The sequence below is a fragment of the Candidatus Caccoplasma merdavium genome, assembly GCA_018715595.1.
GTDB classification, from domain to species: Bacteria; Bacteroidota; Bacteroidia; order Bacteroidales; family UBA11471; genus Caccoplasma; species Caccoplasma merdavium.
The window spans coordinates 1-23,070 of sequence record DVLI01000004.1 but is presented as its reverse complement, the minus strand read 5'-3'; the positions used below and the strand labels follow the sequence as shown (position 1 = coordinate 23,070).

General features: G+C 51.9%; 16 protein-coding genes and 2 tRNA genes. 5 read left to right on the top strand and 13 right to left on the bottom strand.

What is annotated here, in order from left to right; genetic code table 11:
- Positions 1-913: 913 nt before the first annotated feature.
- The 11 genes from IAD09_00975 to IAD09_00925 all read right to left on the bottom strand — a co-directional run bounded on the left by IAD09_00975 (position 914) and on the right by IAD09_00925 (position 10,297).
- On the bottom strand, positions 914-1,396 hold the full coding sequence (locus IAD09_00975; GenBank protein ID HIT80805.1) for a hypothetical protein: 483 nt from the start codon (positions 1,394-1,396) through the stop codon (positions 914-916).
- Between the two features lie 312 nt (positions 1,397-1,708).
- Positions 1,709-1,834, bottom strand: a complete 126-nt coding sequence (locus IAD09_00970; protein ID HIT80804.1) for a restriction endonuclease — start codon at positions 1,832-1,834, stop codon at positions 1,709-1,711.
- Between the two features lie 57 nt (positions 1,835-1,891).
- Entirely contained in the window at positions 1,892-2,869 is a 978-nt protein-coding gene (locus IAD09_00965) for a hypothetical protein (GenBank protein HIT80803.1), read from the bottom strand.
- On the bottom strand, positions 2,862-3,782 hold the full coding sequence (locus IAD09_00960; GenBank protein HIT80802.1) for a WYL domain-containing protein: 921 nt from the start codon (positions 3,780-3,782) through the stop codon (positions 2,862-2,864). The genes IAD09_00965 and IAD09_00960 overlap by 8 nt, the downstream gene beginning before the upstream one ends.
- A 192-nt stretch (positions 3,783-3,974) precedes the next feature.
- A tRNA-His gene (locus IAD09_00955) sits at positions 3,975-4,050 on the bottom strand.
- A gap of 74 nt (positions 4,051-4,124) precedes the next feature.
- Positions 4,125-5,201 carry a CapA family protein gene (locus IAD09_00950; protein HIT80801.1) on the bottom strand — a complete coding sequence of 359 codons (1,077 nt, stop codon included), beginning with the start codon at positions 5,199-5,201 and terminating at the stop codon, positions 4,125-4,127.
- Positions 5,202-5,226: 25 nt separating this feature from the next.
- On the bottom strand, positions 5,227-6,108 hold the full coding sequence (gene folD / locus IAD09_00945) for a bifunctional methylenetetrahydrofolate dehydrogenase/methenyltetrahydrofolate cyclohydrolase FolD (protein ID HIT80800.1): 882 nt from the start codon (positions 6,106-6,108) through the stop codon (positions 5,227-5,229).
- Positions 6,109-6,113: 5 nt separating this feature from the next.
- Positions 6,114-7,241: an AhpC/TSA family protein gene (locus IAD09_00940; GenBank protein HIT80799.1), complete on the bottom strand. Its 1,128-nt coding sequence runs from the start codon at positions 7,239-7,241 to the stop codon at positions 6,114-6,116.
- Between the two features lie 357 nt (positions 7,242-7,598).
- Complete coding sequence (ffh, locus tag IAD09_00935; GenBank protein ID HIT80798.1) at positions 7,599-8,927, bottom strand: signal recognition particle protein; 1,329 nt, start codon at positions 8,925-8,927, stop codon at positions 7,599-7,601.
- 156 nt (positions 8,928-9,083) lie between these two features.
- A complete protein-coding gene (locus IAD09_00930) occupies positions 9,084-9,440 on the bottom strand; it encodes an aspartate 1-decarboxylase (GenBank protein ID HIT80797.1) in 357 nt (118 codons plus the stop codon).
- Between the two features lie 11 nt (positions 9,441-9,451).
- A complete protein-coding gene (locus tag IAD09_00925; protein HIT80796.1) occupies positions 9,452-10,297 on the bottom strand; it encodes a pantoate--beta-alanine ligase in 846 nt (281 codons plus the stop codon).
- A gap of 206 nt (positions 10,298-10,503) precedes the next feature.
- On the opposite strand from IAD09_00925, the gene IAD09_00920 reads away from it, so the two are divergent.
- The 4 genes from IAD09_00920 (at position 10,504) to IAD09_00905 (ending at position 17,287) form a co-directional block, all read left to right on the top strand.
- On the top strand, positions 10,504-11,328 hold the full coding sequence (locus IAD09_00920; protein HIT80795.1) for a glycogen/starch synthase: 825 nt from the start codon (positions 10,504-10,506) through the stop codon (positions 11,326-11,328).
- A gap of 7 nt (positions 11,329-11,335) precedes the next feature.
- Positions 11,336-12,877: a DUF4270 family protein gene (locus IAD09_00915; GenBank protein ID HIT80794.1), complete on the top strand. Its 1,542-nt coding sequence runs from the start codon at positions 11,336-11,338 to the stop codon at positions 12,875-12,877.
- A 197-nt stretch (positions 12,878-13,074) separates the two neighbouring features.
- A tRNA-Thr gene (locus IAD09_00910) sits at positions 13,075-13,147 on the top strand.
- A 291-nt stretch (positions 13,148-13,438) separates the two neighbouring features.
- The gene (locus IAD09_00905) at positions 13,439-17,287 is read left to right on the top strand and encodes an Ig-like domain-containing protein (GenBank protein ID HIT80793.1); all 3,849 of its coding nucleotides are present in this window, start codon (positions 13,439-13,441) and stop codon (positions 17,285-17,287) included.
- Between the two features lie 170 nt (positions 17,288-17,457).
- Here the strand turns inward: IAD09_00905 and IAD09_00900 are convergent, their stop codons facing one another.
- Both IAD09_00900 and IAD09_00895 read right to left on the bottom strand, forming a co-directional pair.
- Positions 17,458-18,597: a carboxymuconolactone decarboxylase family protein gene (locus IAD09_00900; protein HIT80792.1), complete on the bottom strand. Its 1,140-nt coding sequence runs from the start codon at positions 18,595-18,597 to the stop codon at positions 17,458-17,460.
- Between the two features lie 75 nt (positions 18,598-18,672).
- The gene (locus tag IAD09_00895) at positions 18,673-19,182 is read right to left on the bottom strand and encodes a cupin domain-containing protein (GenBank protein HIT80791.1); all 510 of its coding nucleotides are present in this window, start codon (positions 19,180-19,182) and stop codon (positions 18,673-18,675) included.
- Positions 19,183-19,472: 290 nt separating this feature from the next.
- Between IAD09_00895 and IAD09_00890 the strand changes: the two genes are divergently transcribed.
- Positions 19,473-22,574 (top strand): DUF4981 domain-containing protein, encoded by a 3,102-nt coding sequence (locus tag IAD09_00890; protein ID HIT80790.1) that lies wholly within the window; start codon positions 19,473-19,475, stop codon positions 22,572-22,574.
- Positions 22,575-23,070 lie beyond the last annotated feature (496 nt).

Below are 23,070 nucleotides of genomic sequence, written 5' to 3'. Positions count from 1 at the left end.
ATCGGGAAAGCGGGTGCAAAGATAGAGGCTTTTTTATTCCCCTCCAAATCTTTTTGCCACTTTTTTTGAAACTTTTTTCCAACCTTCCCCCTTCCCCCTATCCGTCAGCCATTTACACGCGAAACTTTTTTTCGCCTTTTTTCAACCACTCTCTGCTCCAAAGGGCTTTTTGCCACTCTTTTGCCCCGCACCCGCTTCTTTTTCTTCTCCCCAAAAAGGGTCATCCCCCCCCCTCCCTCCCCTCAAATTGCACCACATACAGGGCGGATTTTGGGAACGGGGTGATGTTTTTTCTGCGGCCGGGGGTGATCGGCGGGAGGTTGGCGGCTCGCCACCAAGCGGCATGGCCGGCTCGGTCGGGGGCCTTTTCCCGCCCGGCGCTCCGGACGGCAAGGCTTCTCCCCCTGCGCTCGGCGCTCGGCCGATGGGGGGTGATGACGACTCGTACCGCTGCGCCGCGGTACGCCTCTTGGCCGGAGCGACTGCGGGTTCACCCTCCCGGGAAATCCCCTCCTCACTCCCCGCCCCCTCGAAACTCTTGGATTGGGTTTGGTCAGGACTGGCAAACTTAGAGATTCTTTCTTTCCCCTCCAAATTTATCCCCATGTTTGTAAACATTGCTTTCTAACATATCGCATACAATATTTTATCTCGTCAATCCCATTGTCTCCCTCTCCCATTATCCATTTACTACTTCGACAAATATCGAAATTATCTCACAATGCTCATCGGCAAGCACGCCATCGGTCATCGTTGAAAACGGCCAGGCATCGTTCGGAGAATCCCGGGCCGAGCATTCGGGCGGGTATCCTATTTCAAAAAACAATGTGCAGTCGGGAAAATCCCGGCTGCACAAGAATCACTTGCTTTCGATAAAAAAAACGGAATCATTCCATAGCACCTTTTCGAGGTTTTATCCCTGTAAGTTCGCAAACGGTCGCACGCCATAGATCGATTTGAAAGAAGATATCCATGCGCTCTCGACCGATTTGGGATCTTCATTCGGAGTTTCTTTCCAGCATAAAAGCAACTGGTCGGCGTCTTCCAACTGCCAGATATACCGACCTCCCCAATGCCCGACTGATCGACCTTCGCCAAAATCGATATATTGCTTTAATCGTTTTCGCAACGAAGTTGCTTTGCCAATATAAAGCACACAAGTGTCGTCGACCCAATTTGCTTGCAACTCTTCAATACTTACATTCGGATTTTTTCCCTTAAAATAGCCACCGGTGCCTTCGGATAAAAATCGCGGTGCGGTTTTCGTCGCCCTTACTACCAGATATACCCCAGCGCCCGTCGGAATAGAGCAACCGTCTTCTCGAAGTTTCGTTACCGATATAAATCCCGAAAAGCCTTCATGTTTGACGTCTTCAATTGATTGTAAACCACTCATTTTCTCCAATTTTACATTGCATTGACGATTAATCGGCAGAATATCTCTGCGTCCTATCGGCACACTCTTCATGGGTTTAGTTCCATCAATAAGTTTTATATACCCTAATTCGATGAGCTTATCCAAGTCTGTTTCGGAACAATCAATTATACCCCAATCATCACGTCCCCAAAAGCCCATCTTCCGCATTTTTTGACGTATACTTTTTTGTTCAACAGCCGACGCACTGTTTCTCTTCCTAATAAGATCTCGCAATTGCTCGATTTCTTGTTGTGTATAAATATTTTTTCCTTTCATAAGAATGTATTTTGGTTAAAAATTCTCTTTTGTAGCGATGATGTCGATGCCATAGTCATTACTGGCCGGGGTTACGGTAACGCGATAACCCAATCTTCTGAAATATTCACCTACGAGGTGTTCATAATCTGCGGGTGTCATAAGCATAATTTTTCAGGTAAAACAATTATTAGAGCATCTTTTGCAAGAATCGATTTTTCAGTCGTGATAATAGTCGTAAAACATTTCGTAATAGTCTTCATAGAGATTGAGAGGCTCTTCGAGATAATCTTCCTTGGTCAGTTTGGGCAAGGGTGACGGAGGGAGTATCGTATCCTTGGGCATGGGAGAAGTGTAGGTTACCGTGCGATTTTCATAGTCAAGATCTCCAATTTCCGTCAGCGGCCTGTTCGGGTCGAGATTGAAGTGCGACTTATATTTGCGCGGGGCATATAATTCTTCCCTCTTCTGTTCGTACGGTCTGACAAGGAAAATGTCAATGGCTACGCACAGAAGCACGATCACGACAATCGTTCCCCGGAACACCGTCCCAAAAGAGGGGTATATCTCCTTCTTAGCCGAAACAAGACCCCGAGGTGCCCCTTTTCCATCTTTCTTGTTCGGTGTTCTTTTTTTATACGTTTTTTTTATATTCTTTCTGCCCTCACTGCCATGACCGGCAGGGGTGACGGAGTTTGCGTATATATTTACGGTATCGACTTCGGTTTCTTCTTCGTCATCTTCATCGACATATCCGTATTCGAATTCGCCATTGTCAAAATAGGTTATGTAGCTGTTCAATTCCTCGTCATACACAATCCGGTCTATTTGTCTCTTGTCAGTATTGGCAGAACTACATGTCTCGATTCCTCTGACTTTTTCTTCTTCTTTTCGCTTGTTGATATAATAATAAATACTATTCTTGTCGAGACACATGGCCTCTATTTCCTTTTGGATTTTAGATTGGGATTTCGGATTGGAACCAGACTTGGCAGCACTCTTGTCGGGATTCTTTTTTACCGATGTGGAATTTTTCCCGGTCTTGGCGGGTGTCGCTTTGGCTTTGGCTTTCGTCTCGTCGGACACGTTTTTTCCCTTGGAGCACACCTCTTCCGACGATGCGCCATTTTTTAACGGCTTTCGGGGAGCTTTCGGGGTTGACGAGGAAACCTCTTTTCGGGCAGACTGCTTATTCATGGTTTTCGGGGGTGTTACGTTCAATCGCTTGCACATAAATGTCATAGAGTCTTTGACGCAGCGAGGCCGGTTTGAGGACTTCGACCGAACGGCTTCGCGAGAGAAGTTCCATGACAAAATCGTTGGTGATGCGCAGGTGTACTTTTATGACGAGACCACGATCATCGTCCGACACGATTTCTTGTGATTCATGCAACGGCAATGTCTTGACAAATTCCCCATCGAGTGAGTCATACCGCAAGATGATTTCCTCGACAGGCATCTGCGGGTCGTTCCAAATGCCGAAACTTTCCCTGAACAAGGCCGGTATATCAATATCTTCCCGGCGGGCGAACGGCCGGTCGGCAGCAATGCGGAAAAGGGAGATGCGGTCGAGTGCGAAACATTTGAGTTTTTTATCGGTATCATATCCCACAAGATACCAGCGATGTTGCGATTCTTTGAGATAGTATGGCTCTATCTGTTTGGAAACGACCGAATTGTTATGACGGAAAAGGGTGTAGTCAAATTCTACCGTCAACCTGTTGCGTATGGCATCGAGTATGTCGGCAATATGGGTGCTTGAAGCATGCCGACGATGTTCGGCAAGGACATATTGCTGTATGGCGCTGTCACTGTCGATGGCATTGAGTATTTCGAAATTACACAAGAGCTCTTCGTGGAAATTGGCCAGATTGTCGTTTGGTACAATACCGTACCCACCGTTCCCGTGACTAATCTCGATGCCGAACAACGTTTTTATCGTACCGAAGTCCCGTTGCAACGTACGCAATGTGTAGCCGGTTTCTTCACCACATTGCTGCGACATGACCCTTTTTACATATTCAAGCAATTCGGGTGCAGGTATGCAATCGACATGCCGAAGTTTGTTGATGATGATTCCCAGCCTTCTTATTTGATTTACCTTTGCCATGTTTCCGACCTTTTGCGACAAATATAAGGAGTGACGACGACAAAACATGTCGTCGGATAATATTTTCTTTTTATAAATGCAAAAATGAGACCGAAGACTCCCCGGGATTTATAAAGTAGCTGATGCTCAAACAGCGAGCCGGGGCAGAGAAGGATAAAAAAAGAGTTGCCGGAAACTTCCGGCAACTCTTCGGGGTGAAAGATGGGGCTTGAACCCACGACCTTCGGGACCACAATCCGACGCTCTAACCAACTGAGCTACATTCACCATGTCGTTTGCTTCTGAAAAAGCGATGCAAAGATAGGGGTTTTCTGTGATTCTGCAAATTTTTTGTCGATTTTTTTATTGCCTTTTCCATTCATCGACCTCTTTGTTGTGCTCGTCGAGGTGTCGACGGGTGCGCCCGGCATACTCTTGCATACGACGGTATGCCGCAGAAGAAAGGGAGTCGCGGGGCATCGTCACCGGATAGAGCCGGTAACGGCAGTCACCCGTGAGACGTGGACGGCCGGTCCACACCAATTCATACCCACATTGAGCAAGGATTGTGCGCCCCATCGAGTCTTTTTCGAGGGTCAGGGTGAAGATGGCTCCCCCATCGGTACCGGCAAGGGTCATACCCGAGATAAAATTCCCCAACGAATAGACAATCGCATGTTTGCCTCCGAGGCTGTCGGTGAGCAATTCCATGGGTTGCACCATGTGGGGGTGGCAACCGACGACATGCGTGACACCTTGCGACAGGAGCCAATGCGCCAACTGTCGCTGCGCGTCATCGGGCAACGTCTTATACTCGGTGCCCCAATGCATGCAGGCGATGATGGCATCGGGCTGCGCCATGCGGGCACGGGCAATGTCGCGCTGCATAAGGGCCCGGTCGATGCGATTGACGATGCGCGGCGGCGTTTCCGACAGGCCGTTGGTGGCATAGGTATAATTGAGCAACATGAGGCGGAACCCCTTCTGCTCTATCAGCAAGGGATAACGGCGCTGCCGGTCGTTCTCATCGCGGTAGGTACCGGCACGCAGCAGAGAGAGCGAATCGAGCATCAGCAAGGTGCGGTCGAAACCGCGACGGCCGCGGTCGAGACAATGGTTGTTGGCGGTAAGCAGTATATCGAATCCGCACTCTTTTACCGCATAAAGAAATTCATCGGGCGAAGAGAAGGCCGGATAGCCCCGATAGGGCTTGCCGGCGAGCGTGACTTCGAGATTGGCAATAGCCAAGTCGGCCTCGGAAACCAGCGGTTGCACAGCCGTGAAGCAGTCGCCGTAATCATACCCGCCGCTACTGTTGCGGGCGGCATCGATTTGTGCCTGGTGCTGCATGAGGTCTCCTGCAAAAACCAGTGTAATCCTCTTCTGCGCGGAGAGGGTTACACTGCCCAAAAGAAGGAAGGGTATGAGAAAACGACACATTCTCATACAGAGTCTTTTTGACGGATTACTTGTAGATGGCTTTTTTGCCGGCCAGCAAGGTGTTGCGCATGAGCGATACTATGGTCATGGGCCCTACTCCACCGGGAACGGGGGTGATGAAGGAACACTTTGGTGCCACTTCGTCGAAGAGCACGTCACCGTTGAGACGGAAGCCCGATTTTTTCGAGGCGTCGGGCACACGGGTGGTTCCCACGTCGATAATGACGGCACCCTCTTTCACCATGTCGGCAGTCACAAAATTGGGCTGACCGAGGGCGGCAATGATGATATCGGCTTCGCGGCACATCTCTTTGAGGTTTTTCGAGGCGCTGTGGCACACGGTAACGGTGGCATTGCCGGGGTTGGTTTTCTGCATCATGAGGGTGGCAACCGGTTTGCCGACGATGTTGCTGCGACCCAGCACGACACAGTGTTTGCCCTTGGTATCGATGTCGTAACGTTTGAGCAGCTCCATGATACCGGCCGGGGTAGCCGATACGAAGCAGGGCAGACCGATGGACATGCGACCCACGTTGATGGGGTGGAAACCGTCGACGTCCTTGCGATAGTCGATGGCCTCGATGATGTGTTGCTCGGAGATGTGCTTGGGCAGAGGCAACTGCACGATGAAACCGTCGACATCGGGGTCGTTGTTCAAGCGGTCCACTTCTTGCAAGAGCTCTTCTTCGGTGATGTCGTCCTCGTGGCGAATGAGGGTCGATTTGAAGCCGCACTGTTCGCAGGCTTTCACCTTGTGGGCGACATAGGTTTCACTACCGCCGTCGTGACCTACCAAGATGGCGGCCAGGTGCGGGCGTTTGCCTCCGCGGGCTACGATTTCGGAAACTTCGGCAGCGATTTCCTGCTTTATCTGTTCCGAGATGGCTTTTCCGTCAATTAATTGCATATGGGTTATGGTTTATTTTGTAAGAGTTTGTCGATTGTCGCAATCATGTTTTTCCCGCGCAGGTTCCGTTCGAGAATGATGCCGTCGGGCGAGATGAGCATGATATGGGGGATTCCGTCTACGCCATACGCCTTGCGAGCGACGTCTTCGGCGTCGAAGATTTGCGGCCAGGTGATTTTTTCTTTCTCGACGGACTTTTTCAGGTTTTTCTCTTTGTCCCACACAAAGAGCCCCACCACGGTAAGACCGTGGTCTTTGTATTTATTGTGCAGGTGGGCCAGGTTGGGTATCTCCTGCTTGCAGGGGCCGCACCAGCTCGCCCACATGTCTACCAGCACATAATTGCCTTTCCCGAGGAAGTCGGAGAGCGCGATTTCCTTGCCTTCGACGTCGCGGCCTTCAATGTCGACATACGGTTGTCCGGGAAGTGTTTCCTTCTGAGCTTCGAGGGTTTTTATTTTCCGTTGCATGTCTTTTCTCGATTTCACCCAAGGCCCCAGCTGGTCGAGAATCTCCATCTGCTCATTTACATCGTAAGGCAACAACCCGGCGTACAAGATGAGTTGCCCCAGCGCATCGTTGTTGTGATGGGTGAGAAGGTCGTTGCGTATGGAATCTTCGGTCTGTTCCCATGGCGTTTGAAGGAGCACCAGTTGCTCATTAAGTATCTCTTCGGGAATTTCCGCCACGCTGCGAGGCTCTTTCAGGCCCTCTTTCGCCCAATAGCTTCTGTTGAAGGAGTCGAGTTGGGCCATGTAGGTCTCTTCCAGACGGTTTATGGTCTTCAAGATACTGGCCATCTTCTCGTTCATCGGGCTGCCCTGTGGGTTGAGGTGGTCGTAGAGGTCGAGTGTGATGTGGCCGTTTTCGAGTATGAAAAGGGAATATTCGTTGCGACCTAAATATACTTCGCAGATTACCGCCGTATCAATAGCGCCTCGAAACACAAACCGGTTTCCTTCGACGCGCGTACTGTCGATGTTGGTGCGGTTGTCGCGCTGCCTGATGTAGATGGTGCGGCCATCGAACGTAGAGTCTTTCAACACACCTTCGACGCGATAGCTCGATGGTGTTTCGTTACAGGCACAAAGTGCCAGGAGGCAACCCATCATGCCCCAAAGGGCTTTTTTCATAATTGCTGCTTTTCTCATAATGAATGGTACAAATATAGGTAAAATAAAAGGTTGTGACAAACGATAACAAAGTTTTCCGTTTCGACCCGTACCTCCTTTCTGTATTTTTTCTTACGACATAAAAACAGAAGCCGAATCCCCGCGATTATGGGGTGGTCTCCCAACAAGGGAAAATCCTATTTCCCGGCCGCATAATGCCACATGCAATCACGGAGGGAACCCCTCCTCCTTGCATATATACCACCTCATCGCACCAAGTAGCGGGCCTTTCTCTCATAGACGCCCACCCTGCGAAAAAGTTACAAAAAAACGAGAAAGCAGAACTTTCTCGTTTTCTATATTGGCGGGATAACTGTTTTAGCGACGTTTGAACTGACTCATCATGCGTGCGGGATTTTTTCCCTGTGTCATCATACGCATCATCTTGCGCATGTCGTCGAATTGCTTGATGAGACGGTTCACCTCCTGTATCGAGGTTCCGCTACCGCGGGCGATGCGCTGGCGACGGCTGCTGTTGAGAATCTCGGGACGGCTGCGTTCGAGAGGAGTCATCGATTGTATGATGGCTTCGATGCTCTTGAAGGCGTCGTCGTCGATGTCGATGTCCTTGATGGCTTTGCCCACACCGGGAATCATCGAGGCCAGGTCTTTGAGGTTACCCATCTTCTTGACCTGCTGTATCTGTCCGATGAAGTCGTTGAAGTCGAACTGGTTCTTGGCAATTTTCTTTTGCAGGCGACGGGCTTCTTCTTCGTCATACTGTTCTTGCGCCCGCTCCACGAGCGATACGATGTCGCCCATGCCGAGAATACGGTCGGCCATACGCTCGGGGTGGAAGGTGTCGAGTGCCTCCATTTTCTCGCCCGTACCCACAAACTTGATGGGCTTGTTTACAACGGTGCGTATCGAGAGGGCTGCACCACCGCGGGTATCACCGTCGAGCTTGGTGAGCACGACGCCGGTGAAGTCGAGACGGTCGTTGAAGGCTTTGGCCGTGTTCACGGCGTCCTGACCGGTCATGGCATCGACCACGAAGAGGATTTCCTGCGGCTTGATGGCTTTTTTCAGGGCTTCGATTTCGTTCATCATCTCCTCATCGACGGCCAGACGACCGGCGGTATCGATGATGACAAGGTCGCAATTTTGCTTGCGGGCCTCTTTTATGGCGTTTTGAGCTATCTCGACGGGCTTTTTGTTGTCGGGCTCGGAATAGACCGGTACCCCTATTTGCTCACCGAGCACTCGCAACTGTTCGATGGCGGCGGGGCGATACACGTCGCAGGCCACGAGCATGGGACGTTTAGCCCGCTTGGTGCGCAACATCTGGGCCAGCTTGCCCGAGAAGGTGGTTTTACCCGAACCTTGGAGTCCCGACATCAAGATAATGGCCGGAGAGCCGGTAACATCGATGTCGACCGCTTTTCCGCCCATGAGTTCGGCGAGTTCGTCGTGAACGATTTTCACCATGAGCTGGCCGGGTTTTACCGCGGTGAGCACATTCATACCCATGGCTTTGGCCTTTACCGTGTCGGTAAATTGCTTGGCGACCTTGTAATTGACATCGGCATCGAGCAGCGCTTTGCGCACCTCTTTCAAGGTTTCGGCTACGTTGATTTCGGTGATACGGCCTTCGCCTTTGAGCACTTTGAATGACCGTTCGAGTTTCTCGCTTAAATTTTCAAACATATATTTTCTGTCTAATAAGTTTCGTTCTCGGCGGGCGGAATGTCATTCCCCCACCCTCTTGTAACCAACAAATCCGGAAGGTGTTGATGCAGCGCCACTCCGGAATGTCGATTTCATGTGCATACCCCGAATCTCATGCGTGCGGGGTTCACCGGCTTACTTCTGTAACAGACGATTGGTCTGCGTGTCGGGGAAGATGACCGTGGGCTTGAAGCTGCGAGCCTCCTCGGCGTCGATCATGGCATAAGCGATGATGATGACAATGTCGCCGGGCTGTACCTTGCGGGCTGCGGCTCCGTTGAGACAAATCATGCCCGAACCCCGTTCGCCTTTGATGACATAGGTCGAGAAGCGTTCGCCGTTGTTGTTGTTGACGATATGCACACGTTCGCCTTCGATGATGTTGGCGGCTTCGAGCAACTCCTCGTCGATGGTGATGCTTCCAATGTAGTTAAGGTCGGCTTGTGTTACGGTTACGCGGTGGATTTTTGATTTCAGTACCTCTATCAACATGTTTTCTCTTTTTAAGGACGATAGGTGATATTATCGATTAAACGCACTTCTCCGCAATAAACGGTAATGCAACCCACGATATAGGGAGCTTCGTCCCACGAGGTGACCGGTTGCAAGGTGTCGCCATTGACGATTTCGTAATATTCCACCCGCAAATCGGGCACTTGGTTGACGGTGTCGACAACGTATGCGAGGGTCTCGGCCACCGAGTGTTGCGCGGCAAAGGTACGACTTTTAAACAGAGTTTGCGAAATGTTCACGGCATTTTTTCTCTGTCCGGGCGTAAGGCGCATGTTGCGGCTGCTCAACGCCATACCGTCGGCTTCGCGCACGATGGGGCAAGCGACGATTTCAATCGGGAATTTAAGCTGCCGGTTCATCTCCCTGATGACGGCGATTTGCTGAAAGTCTTTCTCGCCGAAATAGGCTCGGTCGGGTTTTACCGTATCGAAGAGTTTGCTGACGATTTGAGCCACCCCGTTGAAGTGTCCCGGACGGTATTTCCCCTCCATGACAGCCGCGACGGGTCCCAGGTCGAAAACACGGGTATCTTGCTGCGGGTACATCTCCTCGACCGACGGCATGAACACGATGTTGCAACCGGCGCCTTCGAGCAACGCGCAGTCGGCTTCGGGAGTACGCGGATAATGCAACAAATCGTTTTTGTCGTTGAATTGGGTCGGGTTGACAAAAACACTCACCACACAACAACCGTTCTCACTCACGCAACGTTTGACGAGCGAAAGGTGGCCATTGTGCAAGGCTCCCATCGTGGGGACGAGACCTATCTGTTTGCCTTCGGCGCGATATGCGGCGATACGCGCTTGTAAATCTGAGATTTTCGAAATAACTTCCATGACCAGTTTTGAAAAAACGGTGCAAAAGAAGTAAATAAAACTCGAACAAAGAAGTTTTCTTGCGGAATTTTTCATGAGAATTTTTGCAAGAAATCTTCTGTTCAGGCCAATATATTATCAAAAACTGTTAATCTACGATGGCGATATGGCCGTTTCCGATATTTTTTTTAGTATCTTTGTCGGACAAATTTATAGAAACCTGCACGATGGAAGCAAAAAAGATATTGTTCATTTCACAAGAGATGACTCCGTATCTTCCCGAATCGGAGATTGCCACGATATGTCGAAACCTGCCGCAAGGTATTCAGGAACGAGGCCGTGAAATACGGACCTTCATGCCCAAATACGGGAATATCAACGAGCGACGCAACCAGTTGCACGAAGTAATCCGCTTGTCGGGAATGAATCTCATCATCGACGATACCGATCACCCGCTGATTATCAAAGTGGCTTCGATACAAGCGGCCCGCATGCAGGTTTACTTCATCGACAACGACGACTATTTCCTGCGCAAAAACCTTTTGGTCGACGACGAAGGCAAGGACTTCGACGACAACGATGAGCGGAGCATCTTCTTCGTCCGCGGCGTCATGGAGACGGTAAAAAAGCTCCGTTGGGTTCCCGATATTATCCATTGCCACGGCTGGTTCACGGCACTTGCCCCCCTGTTCATCAAAAAGGCTTATGCCGAAGACCCCTCTTTCAGAGATGCCAAAATCGTCTATTCGATATACGACAACAAATTCGAGACGCCACTTCCCGCCACCTTCCCGTCGAAACTTTTATGGGAAGGCATACAGGAAAGCGACCTCGGTTTCGGGCTGAATGAGACCGTAGACTATGTGACCCTCTCGAAGTTGGCAATGCGCTATTCCGACGGTCTCATACAGGCTTCGCCGCAAATCGACGCGCAGGTTGCCGAAGCAGCCCAAGCCTCGGGCAAACTATTCTTGCCTTATCAGTCGCCCGATGTATATATCGACGCCTATAATCAATTCTACGACGACGTATGGGCCGCTACCCATAAATAATTCTGATATGAAAAGCAAACGGATATTTCCCCTTTCTTTGCTCCTTATAGCACTTTTCTTTTCGTGTAACGACGACTCGGGCATCATCGGGTTCTCGGTCGATACGACTTCGCTGTCCATCTACATCGACTCTTCGTATGTGTACTCCCAGCACACCGATTCGGTATCGACCTTTCCCGTCGATTCCCTGCCCAACCGCACCATCGTGCAGATGCTGGGCGATGTCACCATTCCGGGGTACGGTCGTGTGAAAGCCGACTATCTCACACAGTTCTATCCCGTGGCCGAGTTTGACACCACACTGGTAAAACCCGACATGATCGACTCGGTGGGCGTCGAAATCGCATTCCAGTACAACAGCATCTTCGGCGACTCCCTGGCGCCGATGCAGCTCACCGTGTATGAACTCAACAAATTGCTCCGCGACGAAAGCAACGTGCGGGTGCCCATTTATAGCAATCTCAACCCTGCCGACTACTACGACCCCGCCGACAAGCTGGGTAGCAGTTTCTATGTAGCCTCTACACAATCCTACCCCGATTCACTGCTCGACGATGACGGTTACCGCTTCATCAAGCAGACATTCGGCAACACGGCTTCGGAGAAAAAGGCGTGGGCCAAGAAGTTCTACGACTTCTACCTCGAAAGCGGTGGCAACATCACCACCTCGGCCATGAACCAACTCTTCAAGGGTCTCTACATTACCAACACGTTCGGTCATGGCACGCTGCTTTATATCATATCGACCGCCGTCGTTGTCTACCACCGCACCTATGCCTACGACAGCAGCGGAGGGTTGAAGACCGTGAGCGACGACTCCGATGTGCTCTATGTCGAGAACGCTTCGACCACCTATTTGATGACTTCCTACGAAGCGCCCACCATCAACCACATCGAAGCCAGCCCGGCTGCTTCGGTCGATGCGCTGCGAGCCCAGGGCGAGGCCGTCATACAATCGCCTCAGATGTATGATGGTACCATAACTTTCCCCACGGCCAAAATCATCGAGACGTTCAACAGCTCGCGGAGCCTCAACAGCACCGATACCGTGGGGGTGCTCAACACCATCAACATGACTATCCCCCTCAAAACCATGCCCGCCGACTTGAAAGCCCTCGGCATTGTTCCGCCACCATACCTGCTGCTGATGAGAAAGGGGGGAAATGCCACCTCTTCGACCAATGCCGTCGTACCGATGAACATCGACGAGTTTTTTGCCGACCGGCTGATCAACGACGACAAGAACTATTTCTATGCCGCCTACGATTCGACCTCGAACAGCTACACATTCACCGGGCTGCAAAACTACATCATGAACATCTTCGAATATGACCCCAACCATATTCTGAACCCCAACGATTCGCTCAACCCCTCGGCCGACTACTCTTACGACTCCGACATGATATTGGTGCCGATAACCGTCTCGAAAACGACAAGTTCCTATACGACCGACACCAGCATAGTTCCTTATCTGGGCGGATTGACCTATGCGAACATCGACAATGAAAACATCAGGATTCAAGTCGTTTACAGTACCAAAATCTATTAGGTGAAAGCCAGGCGGCAAATCTCCCCCGAGGCGATGACCGAAAAAAACGGGAGTGCCCAAAATGTTTGAACAACGAATTTTACAAATGCGACTTTTCTTGTGAAAAGTCGCATTTTTTATTTCTCAAAAAAAATATTTCCCGATATGTTGCGGAATTGCCAAGGAAACGCTATCTTTGCAACGCTTTTTCAGGGAACGCCGCAATAGCTCAGTCGGTAGAGCGTTTCACTCGTAATGAAAAGGTCGCCGGTTCGATTCCGGCTTGCGGCTCACGGGAGGACAGAAATCTGTCCTCCTTTTTTATATCTTTCCCCCATATTTCTTAATAGAGCCTGAAAGATTGGCCATACCCTCTTCCAATTCCACAAAACACGGAAAACGGACATTTCCTCCTTTGCGGGACAACAGCTATCGTCCCCGCCTTGAACCCGTTTCCTCCCAAAAGGCAAATAAATTCAAACAAATGTTTTTTTCTTTCAACTCTAATACATATTTTTGTAAATGAAAGAGTATACATGAACGGGAATATAAACCAACCGTTTCACTTAAAACTTATGTACCATGAGAAAAACAAAACTTCTCTTGACATTCATCGTCATGGTCATTATCGGCTCCTTGCCCCAAACCATTTGGGCCGAAGAGCAAACGACCATCGCCGAATGGGCATTCGATTCCTATTCGACAGTTCCCGACGACCAAAAGATTCAAGCCGCAACAGGCAATGGCACCATCTCGTTCTATTCGAGTGATGCCTCGGCCGCAGTCGTTCCCGATGGAACCGCATACGGAACCATCAGATTTTCCTCACCGGTAAACAAGGACATGACCGAGGCCTCTTGTTTGGAGGCCGCCAACCACGACAATTACATACAAGTGGAATTTTCGACAGAAGGTCTGGCCGCCCCCATGTTTACGCTGAACATTGCCCAAGACCCCGATGCCGTGCTTTTTGTCGTCACCTCGGTCGATGACGGCACAACATGGTCTTTGGCTAAAAAGACGACACAGACCATGGCCTGGCATCAAGCCGAGCAATTCGACATAGAATTAGCCCAAACGGCCAACAGCGAAAAAGTCATCGTACGTCTCTTGAAAGGCGCTTCGGTATCGAACGACGCCCGTCTCAAAGGCATCTCCATCAAAGCCGGTGAATACGTTGCCGAACCCGAACCTGAGCCCGAACCTCCCACGCCATCGTCCAACGAAATGATTGCCACATGGCCGTTTGCCGAAGGTACCGCCGGGCAGACCGCCACGCTCAACGACGAGTCCTTGTTCGCCCTGAATTCCGTCACACTGGGCAGCAACCTGTCGTTTGTAGGAGCAAGAACCGACGGCGGCCTCACTTTCACCCGCATCGAACCGGCCTCCAAAGCCTCCTCGGCCGATGACAACAACGTGCTCTCGTTCAACATCACTCCGCAAAAAGGGGTAACGTTCACCCCCACCAAAGTAACTCTCGACGGTTACCGGTATGGCACCAACGGCGGAACCATCAACATCGTACTGAAAACCGCTGACGGTCAAAGCGCCACGCTGCTGACCGGAGGTCAGTTCAATCGTCAAGGTACCGACCCGGCACCCTCTTCGTTCGAATTCCCCGTCTCGGGTATCAGCACCGACAAAGAGGTGTCGCTCAACATCTATGTATATAGCCTCGACAAAGGAAAACAGGTCGGCGTGAAAGATGTCGTTATCAGCGGGACCTATGAAGGTACGCCCGAAGAGGTGACCACCTACACGTTTGCAACCGCATCGTCGCCCGAAGAAGGGGGTACGATAGCTCAAAATCCGGTGGGCGACACATTCAACGAAGGAACCCCCATCACCTTGACGGCTACGGAAAACTTCGGTTATGATTTTGTAAACTGGACCGATGCCAGCGGCAACGAAGTATCGACCGAACCTGCATTCGTGTACACGGTTAATGCCAACAGTGTCCTGACCGCCAACTTCAAAGCCGTGACCACTTACGCGCTGAATCTCTCCATCGTAGGCGGTGCCAATGACTACATGGTAACCCTCTCTCCCGCCCCGAACATTGTCGACGGCAACATGATGTATGAGGAGGGTACCAACGTCATGCTCTCGGCAGCCAGCAATCCTATCCTCACCTTCACACACTGGAACAGCGGCGAAACGTCGAGCGAACTCCCCATAAAGATGTCCGAAGACATATCGATTACGGCCAACTACGACGCTGTCGACTATATCGTGGGCTGGGACTTCTACAATGCGGGTAAAGAGGGCCGTCCAGCCGACTTTGCCTCGGAAGACAATGCGGCATCGAGCCTCATCTTGCGCAATGCTGCCGGCTCGGTAGTAGGTTGGCTCGACAAGTCGCAAATGGCCGCCGGCGGCTATGAAGGTCGCCCCGCTGCCGTAAACTGGCAACCGCTCACCGACAAATACTATTACCAGACCAGTTTCAACGCATCGGCATTTACCGACATCAAAGTATCCTCGTCGATGCTCTACAACTACAACGCCTACAAAGAGCAACAAGTAGAATACTCCCTCAACGGAACCGACTGGACTCCGGTAGGAACCATCGATTTGGGCGATGCCGCCAAGGTTTGGACAACCAAGGAATTCTCCCTCCCGGCCGAAACCAACAACCAGGAACTGGTTTATGTGCGTTGGATACCCAATTATGAGTCGAGTGTTGTCGGTACGAGTGCCTCGAACGACGGAACCGCCATCTCCGACATCTATATCACCGGAACATTGGCCTATGTGCACGACCCCGTGGCTCCGGCACTGGTTTCGCAAGTTCCGGCCGAAGGAGCTGACAACGCTTCGATCGCCGGTAAAATCGTTCTCACGTTCGACAAGAAAGTGAAAATCACCGACGGCGCCACCGCCACCATCGGAGAGAAAACCGTCACCCTGAGTGCCACCGGCAAAACCGTAACGGCCGAATACAGCGCCCTCGAATATAGCAAGGGCTACACCTTCACCCTCCCGGCCGGTGCCGTAGCCAACCTCAGCGATGTTGCCACAACCGAAGCCATCACCATCAACTTCACGACCAAGACCCGGCCGGTTGTAGAGAAAGGACAATATGACTTCGTCGTGCCCACCGACGGAACCCTCGAAGAGGCTATCGCAGCCGCCGCTGCCCGCACCGACAAGAACGTGCGTTTCCGCATCTTCGTGAAGAAAGGCTCCTACCTCCTGGCCGGCGACAAAGGAGCCACGGTTGTGGGGTCGGACAACGTGACCTATCCCAAACCCACCACCTCGCTCAACACGCCCAACATCTCCATCATCGGTGAAGACCGTGACTCCACGATACTCTACAACGAAGCGTTTGCCGCCATCGAAGGATTGGGCAAATGCCAACTCCTCGCCTTCGGTTCGTCGATGACAAATACCTACATGCAAGACATCACCCTGAAAAACGGCATGCCCTACCTCGACGGTCGTGCTGCCGCCCTCGAAGATGCCGGTGACAAGAACATCTTCAAGAATGTCACCCTCTTCGGCGGACAGGATACCTACCTCTCGAACAACGAGAACGGCCGCTTCTATTTCGAAGGCGGTACCTTGCAAGGATACACCGACTTCCTCTGCGGTAAGGGCGACGTATTCTACAACGATGTCGACCTGATTATCCGCCGCTCGGGCAGTGTCATCGCCGCACCTTCGAGACCCAAACAATATGGGTATGTCTTTGTCGATTGCACCGTAAAGGCCGAGAAAGACGAGTACGACACCGGCTATGCCCTCGGTCGTCCTTGGGGCTCGGGAACACCGCGTGCCATCTTCATCAACACCACGATGATTGCATTGCCCAGTGCCGCCGGTTGGACCGAGATGAGCGGTGGCTATCCGGCCCTCTTTGCCGAATACAACAGCATGACCGAGAACGGTACGGCCATCAACCTCAACGACCGCAAAACGACATTCGGCGACGGCTATGCCAACAATCCCATACTCACGGCTGCCGAAGCTGCCGAATACACTGTCGAGAATGTAATGGGCGGCGGTGATGATTGGGATCCGACCTATTACACCGAGCAAGCTACCGTTCCCACCCTCACGGCCAATGAAAACGTGCTTTCGTGGGAAGAGAGCGACTATGTGTTCTGCTACGCCATCTGCAAGAACGGTCAAGTCATTGACTTTACCACCGAAAACAGCTACACCCTCGTATCGCCGCAAAAAGGCGACAGCTACACCGTGCGTGCCGCCAACGAAATGGGTGGTCTGAGCGAAGCCTCGAATGCCTATGTGGTATCTGATGCCTCGGGTATCGAAAACGTGAACAAAACGGCTTCGCCCGTTTCGGTTGAAATCTACACCTCGACCGGTGTGCGCGTGGCTGCTCCCGTACAGGGTGTTACCATCAAACGCACGCTCATGGACGACGGCTCGATTGTCATCACAAAAGAAATCACCGAATAATAGCGGTGACTCTTTCAAAACAAGAGAGAGGCGGGAAATGTTTCCCGCCTCTCTTTATTTTGTCCGACTCTGTCGTCAACTCGACAATGTGAGGTAAAGCCCATTAACCTTTACATGTTCCCCAATACCAATATTCCTTCCCTGAAATCGTCAAGTTCCACGCTGGCTATTTATTTGATTTTCATGCCGGGAATGAGTGGAGTAGAGTCGACCAGTTCGAGCGACTGCACCATATCGAGGGTACCATGCTTGTATTTGAGGAAATGGGGGGTCTGGATATGGCTTTGATAAGCCGCCTCATCGGCATAGACTTCGAGAATCGTTATCACATGAGGGCGCTCCTTCTCGGCGGTTGCATACAATGTGAGGACTCCGGGTTCCACACGCATCGAAGTTTCTATCTCCTCTTTCAGGAAAGTGTTATACGCTTCAAGCCGGGAGGGGTCGACCACAATGCGGGAAAGGCGCACCAACTGTTTTTCGGGCTCGGCCGTTGCATCGGCGATGGCTTGGAGGGCTTTCATGGCAGGGGGAAAACCGACATAAGGCAGACATTGTATCACGGCCGCAGCCAATGTGGCGGGAGCCGTACCGAGCCTCAGGTTGCCTTGTGCATGCGATTGCAACTGGGCATCGGCTCCGATGGTAGTAAGAATGCAGTAGATAAGCAGTTCACGCGTCTCGACCGGGAGTCCGCCTCGCGTATAGATGTCGCCAAAAGCATACTCGGTCAGGAAACGCGCCACATCATGTCCCATGCTGTCGGGAACATTTTCCATTTTACGGGCAATCTCATCACCGTACAAAGGATATTGAATGGCATACCCCTTCTCATAACGGTCGACCTCGGTAGTCGTGCCCTGCGGTTCCAAAGGCAGAGCGATGCCGTTGGCCTTGAAGACTTCATTGATGGCCGCTATGGCATTGAGTGTTTTGGGGAATCCGATAAAGGGGGCACACTGGTAGACGGCCTCTCGCAGCTCCACCGGCGAAACACCCACCCGAAGAGCCGCTGCCGCATGGGCTTTGAGTTGCGGCAAGGTCTGCATCGTGGCAAGTGTCGTGCAGGTAATGAGTTCACGGGTACGATGGTCGAGGTCTCCCACGAAGAAAACCTCCCCGAAGATAAATTTTTGGAGAATATCCATGAACTCGGGGTCGGTACCCTCCCCGGTCAAAGCCTGTCCGCCAAACAAGGCGGTATAGGTCTCCTTACAACGGTCGATACGGTGCATACTGTTCCTGTTTTCTTGTGCGGTTGCCGACAGAGAGGAAAGAGCCAGCAACCAAGTCAATAGCTTATATTTCATGCAATAAGAGGTTTTTCATTGTTGCATGCCGGGCATGCCAGCAAGCGGCGTTGCCCGACATTACCCGGCAGGCGGCTATTTTACGGCCTCGGCGTATGCGTCATCGTCGACAGGTTCGAGCCAGGTGTTCTTGTTGGTCTGCGGATTGCACTCGATGGCCAGGTGCGAAAACCAACTGTCGGGTGCGGCACCATGCCAATGCTCAACATTCGGGGCAATTTCTACTACGTCGCCGGCTTCGAGACGACGGGCTTTTTGGCCGCGTTCCTGATAATATCCCACCCCGCCCACGGCAATCAATATCTGTCCGCCGGTGTGACTATGCCAGTTGTTGCGACAAGCAGGTTCAAAAGTGACATTGGCGACAGGCACATTCAACGCTTTCATCGAGGTAAGCGGAGCCAACCACGACTTGCCCGAGAAATATTGCCGATAGGCCACGTTTTCATTTCCGGTCGGGAAGGCGCTCATCTGAGGCACTGCCCCGTTTTGTGATTCATTTTCCATATTCTGTGCATTTAAGTGTAAAGGCAGGGCGGCCATGACAACCAGCGGCATGACCCTGAGAATTTTTCCGATTCGCATCATAACATATCCGTATTAAAATGATTCTTCTCGTCGATACATAATGTTTACGGTGCAAAGATAGAAGTCCGGCCAGACAGGTTTTGTATATAAATCAACGGTATGCGTACCCGAATTACGGATAGTTGCCGATTGCCGACCGACATGAAACATCGCTGGTCCGAGAAGAAACATTTGCGAGATTCACGACTCACCCCATGCATCGTTTACACAAAAATCGTATCTTTGTCGCTAACCGGAGTTGTCTGTTGACAGCGACCGGCTTGTAAAACCTTTGAGCATTTCTTATCATGGAAAAACGTCTCTTCTTATGTACCCTCCTCTCCTGCTCGTTTTTATGGGCAGCCGCCCAAAAAGGAGAATGGCAAAAACCCGAAATCAATGCCGTGAACCGGGCACCCATGCACAGTCATTACTTCGCCTACGAAAGCGAACAGGCAGCCCGGGAAGGCATCAAGGAAAACTCCCACAACTATCTTTCACTCAACGGCACTTGGAAATTCAATTGGGTAAAAGATGCCGATAGCAGGCCGACCGACTTCTGGGAACAAGGCTTCAACGACAAAGGGTGGGACGAAATTCCCGTACCCGGTGTGTGGGAGCTTCACGGATATGGCGACCCCATCTACGTCAACATCGGTTACGCTTGGCGGGAACAGTTTGCCAACAATCCGCCCGAAGTACCCGTCACCGACAATCATGTAGGGTCGTACCGGAAAGAAATCGTCATTCCCGCCACCTGGAAAGGGAAACAAATCATGGCACACTTCGGCTCGGCCACGTCGAACATCTATGTATGGGTAAACGGCCGCTATGTGGGATATAGCGAAGACAGCAAGCTCGAAGCCGAGTTTGACTTGACCCCGTACCTGAAACCGGGACAAAAAAACCTCATCGCCTTCCAAATCTTCCGCTGGTGCGACGGGAGCTATCTCGAAGACCAGGATTTCTTCCGCTACTCGGGTATCGGCCGCGACTGCTACCTCTATACCCGCGAGAAACGCCACATCGAGGATATTCGCATCACCCCCGACCTCGACAGTGATTACCGCAACGGTACCTTGACGGTCGCCCTGCAAAGCCGGCAAATCAAAGAGGTCGCACTCTCGCTCGTCGATGCGCAAGGCAATCTCGTCATCTCAAAAACCGTACCGGGCAACGGCTCGACCACCCTCACCATCGACAATCCCCACAAATGGACGGCCGAAACCCCCTATCTCTACACCCTCTATGCCCGCACAGGGACGGGTGACAAGATGCTCGAAGTCATACCCGTAAAAGTGGGATTCAGGAAAGTGGAGATGAAAAACGGGCAGCTCTGCGTCAACGGCCAACCGATTCTCATCAAAGGGGTCAACCGCCACGAAATGGACCCCGACGGCGGATATGTCGTCTCGACCCAGCGCATGATTCAAGACATACAGGTGATGAAACGCTTCAACATCAATGCCGTGCGCACCAGCCACTACCCCAACGACAACCGTTGGTATGACCTGTGCGACCAATACGGTCTCTACATGGTGGCCGAAGCCAACATCGAATCGCACGGCATGGGGTACGGCGAACGCACTTTGGCCAAACGACCCGACTATGCGCAAGCTCACCTGGAAAGAAACCAACGCAACATACAACGCAACTTCAACCACCCCAGCATCATCGTGTGGTCGATGGGCAACGAAGCGGGATTCGGAGAGAACTTCGAGCAGGTCTACCGATGGATAAAGGCCGAAGATTCCTCCCGCCCCGTGCAGTATGAACAGGCTCGGACCAACGATTTTACCGACATCTACTGTCCCATGTACCTCGACTACGGCCGCTCGGAGAAATATTGCAAGAACAATCCGTCAAAACCGCTCATTCAATGCGAATATGCCCATGCCATGGGCAACTCCGAAGGCGGGTTCAAAGAATATTGGGAACTGATAAGAAAATACCCGCACTTCCAGGGCGGATTTATTTGGGATTTCGTCGACCAGTCGATTCGCTGGAAAGGGAAAAACGGCGTTGACATCTATGCCTACGGAGGCGACTTCAACCGACATGATGCCTCCGACATCAACTTCTGCGACAACGGCTTGATAAGCCCCGACCGCATTCCCAATCCGCACATGCACGAGGTAGGTCATTTCTATCAAAACATCTGGACCTCACTTGTCGATACCACACCGGGGAGAATCGAAATCTTCAATGAATTCTTCTTCCGTGACCTCTCGGCCTACTACATGGATTGGGAACTCTTGGCCGACGGGAAAGTGATGCGCACCGGTCGCATCGACCATCTTGCCATCGACCCGCAACAACGGCAATCCATCGACCTGCCCCTCGGAGAAATCGACACGACGCACGAATGGTTGCTCAACGTGACCTACCGGCAACGCGACCGGGAAGGGTTGATTCCGGCCGGACACGCCGTCGCCTCCAACCAACTCGCCCTGTCGGCTCGCATCGCTCCCGACATGTCCCTGCGCAACGAGTCAGCCCCCCACACAGCCCTTGCAGCCCCCGTCCTCATCGACAACGACCGGAACTTCCTCATCGTCAAAGGGGAAAACTTCATGATCGAGTTCTCCCGTCGCAACGGTTTCCTCTCGCGCTATGAGGTCGACGGCACATCGTTCCTGAAAGAGGGAGAATGCCTCACACCCAACTTTTGGAGAGCCCCGACCGACAACGATTTCGGAGCCAATCTGCAAAAGAAATTTGCCGTCTGGAAAAATCCCGAAATGCAACTGAAATCGTTCCAAAGCAAAAGCCTCAACGGCCAAGCTGTCGTCATGGCCGACTATGAAATGCCGGACGTCGCGGCCACCCTTTCACTCACCTACGTCATTGCCAACACAGGTGCCGTGAAAGTGACACAAGAAATGAAAACCACCCCGGGAGCCAAAGTGTCGGAAATGTTCCGTTTTGGTATGCAACTTCCCATGCCGAAGGATTTTGAAACCATCGAATACTACGGCCGCGGCCCGGGAGAAAACTACATCGACCGCCACGACTGTACCCCAATAGGAATCTACCGACAAAGTGTCTGCGAGCAATTCTATCCTTATATCCGCCCGCAAGAAACGGGAACGAAAAGCGACATCAGATGGTGGAAACTGCTCGACCCCGCCGGCACGGGGCTCCTCTTCTATGCCGAACAACCGTTCTCGGCCTCGGCTCTGCACTACACCATCGAGTCACTCGACGAAGGGGTGGAGAAACAACAATGGCATTCACCTGAGATTGCCCCCTCGGAGGTAACCAACTTCTGCATCGATGAACGACAGATGGGATTGGGTTGCGTAAACAGCTGGGGCGCCTGGCCGCAAAAGAAATACCGCATACCCTACGGCGACCGCACGTTCACCTTTATCATGCAACCGGTAACGCATCAAATCGATATTCGATAAACCAACGGGCTCCCATCACCATTTATTCTCGGGAGTGTGTCTGTCGACACACTCCCGAGGTAATTTTGCGACTTAAATTGCCACCATGCGGCACCTTCTATTTACGGAACGGAACGATGTCATTCTCCGCTCAACGGGGTATCCATGGGTGCGTTCTTGTTCATTCTTCTCTTCGGTGAGAAGAACGAACCAAGAAGAACCGCCGCCCGGTATCGGGCTTTTTCGCTCGCTCGCCTACGCCTCGCGCGGGGCTGCGGAACTCGCTGCGCTCACACAGTCCTCGCCCTCTTTCCGCTCTCGGCTGCCGCCCTCCCGGCCCGATAAGGGCGGTTTCTCTTTTTCCCTCTTTGTGTGTCTTTGCTTGTTTCCCCTTTTTCCTCCTTCTCCTTTTTCGCTTGAAGGGGGGACTGTCATTCTCCGCTCGACGGGGTATCCATAGGGGCGTTCTTGTTCATTCTTCTCTTCGGTGAGAAGAACGAACCAAGAAGAACCGCCG

Coding starts and splice junctions, on each gene's coding strand:
- IAD09_00975 (HIT80805.1), bottom strand. CDS start 1,396: ATGAGTGGTTTACAATCAATTGAAGACGTCAAACATGAAGGCTTTTCG.
- IAD09_00970 (HIT80804.1), bottom strand. CDS start 1,834: ATGACACCCGCAGATTATGAACACCTCGTAGGTGAATATTTCAGAAGA.
- IAD09_00965 (HIT80803.1), bottom strand. CDS start 2,869: ATGAATAAGCAGTCTGCCCGAAAAGAGGTTTCCTCGTCAACCCCGAAA.
- IAD09_00960 (HIT80802.1), bottom strand. CDS start 3,782: ATGGCAAAGGTAAATCAAATAAGAAGGCTGGGAATCATCATCAACAAA.
- IAD09_00950 (HIT80801.1), bottom strand. CDS start 5,201: ATGTGTCGTTTTCTCATACCCTTCCTTCTTTTGGGCAGTGTAACCCTC.
- folD (HIT80800.1), bottom strand. CDS start 6,108: ATGCAATTAATTGACGGAAAAGCCATCTCGGAACAGATAAAGCAGGAA.
- IAD09_00940 (HIT80799.1), bottom strand. CDS start 7,241: ATGAAAAAAGCCCTTTGGGGCATGATGGGTTGCCTCCTGGCACTTTGT.
- ffh (HIT80798.1), bottom strand. CDS start 8,927: ATGTTTGAAAATTTAAGCGAGAAACTCGAACGGTCATTCAAAGTGCTC.
- IAD09_00930 (HIT80797.1), bottom strand. CDS start 9,440: ATGTTGATAGAGGTACTGAAATCAAAAATCCACCGCGTAACCGTAACA.
- IAD09_00925 (HIT80796.1), bottom strand. CDS start 10,297: ATGGAAGTTATTTCGAAAATCTCAGATTTACAAGCGCGTATCGCCGCA.
- IAD09_00920 (HIT80795.1), top strand. CDS start 10,504: ATGGAAGCAAAAAAGATATTGTTCATTTCACAAGAGATGACTCCGTAT.
- IAD09_00915 (HIT80794.1), top strand. CDS start 11,336: ATGAAAAGCAAACGGATATTTCCCCTTTCTTTGCTCCTTATAGCACTT.
- IAD09_00905 (HIT80793.1), top strand. CDS start 13,439: ATGAGAAAAACAAAACTTCTCTTGACATTCATCGTCATGGTCATTATC.
- IAD09_00900 (HIT80792.1), bottom strand. CDS start 18,597: ATGAAATATAAGCTATTGACTTGGTTGCTGGCTCTTTCCTCTCTGTCG.
- IAD09_00895 (HIT80791.1), bottom strand. CDS start 19,182: ATGCGAATCGGAAAAATTCTCAGGGTCATGCCGCTGGTTGTCATGGCC.
- IAD09_00890 (HIT80790.1), top strand. CDS start 19,473: ATGGAAAAACGTCTCTTCTTATGTACCCTCCTCTCCTGCTCGTTTTTA.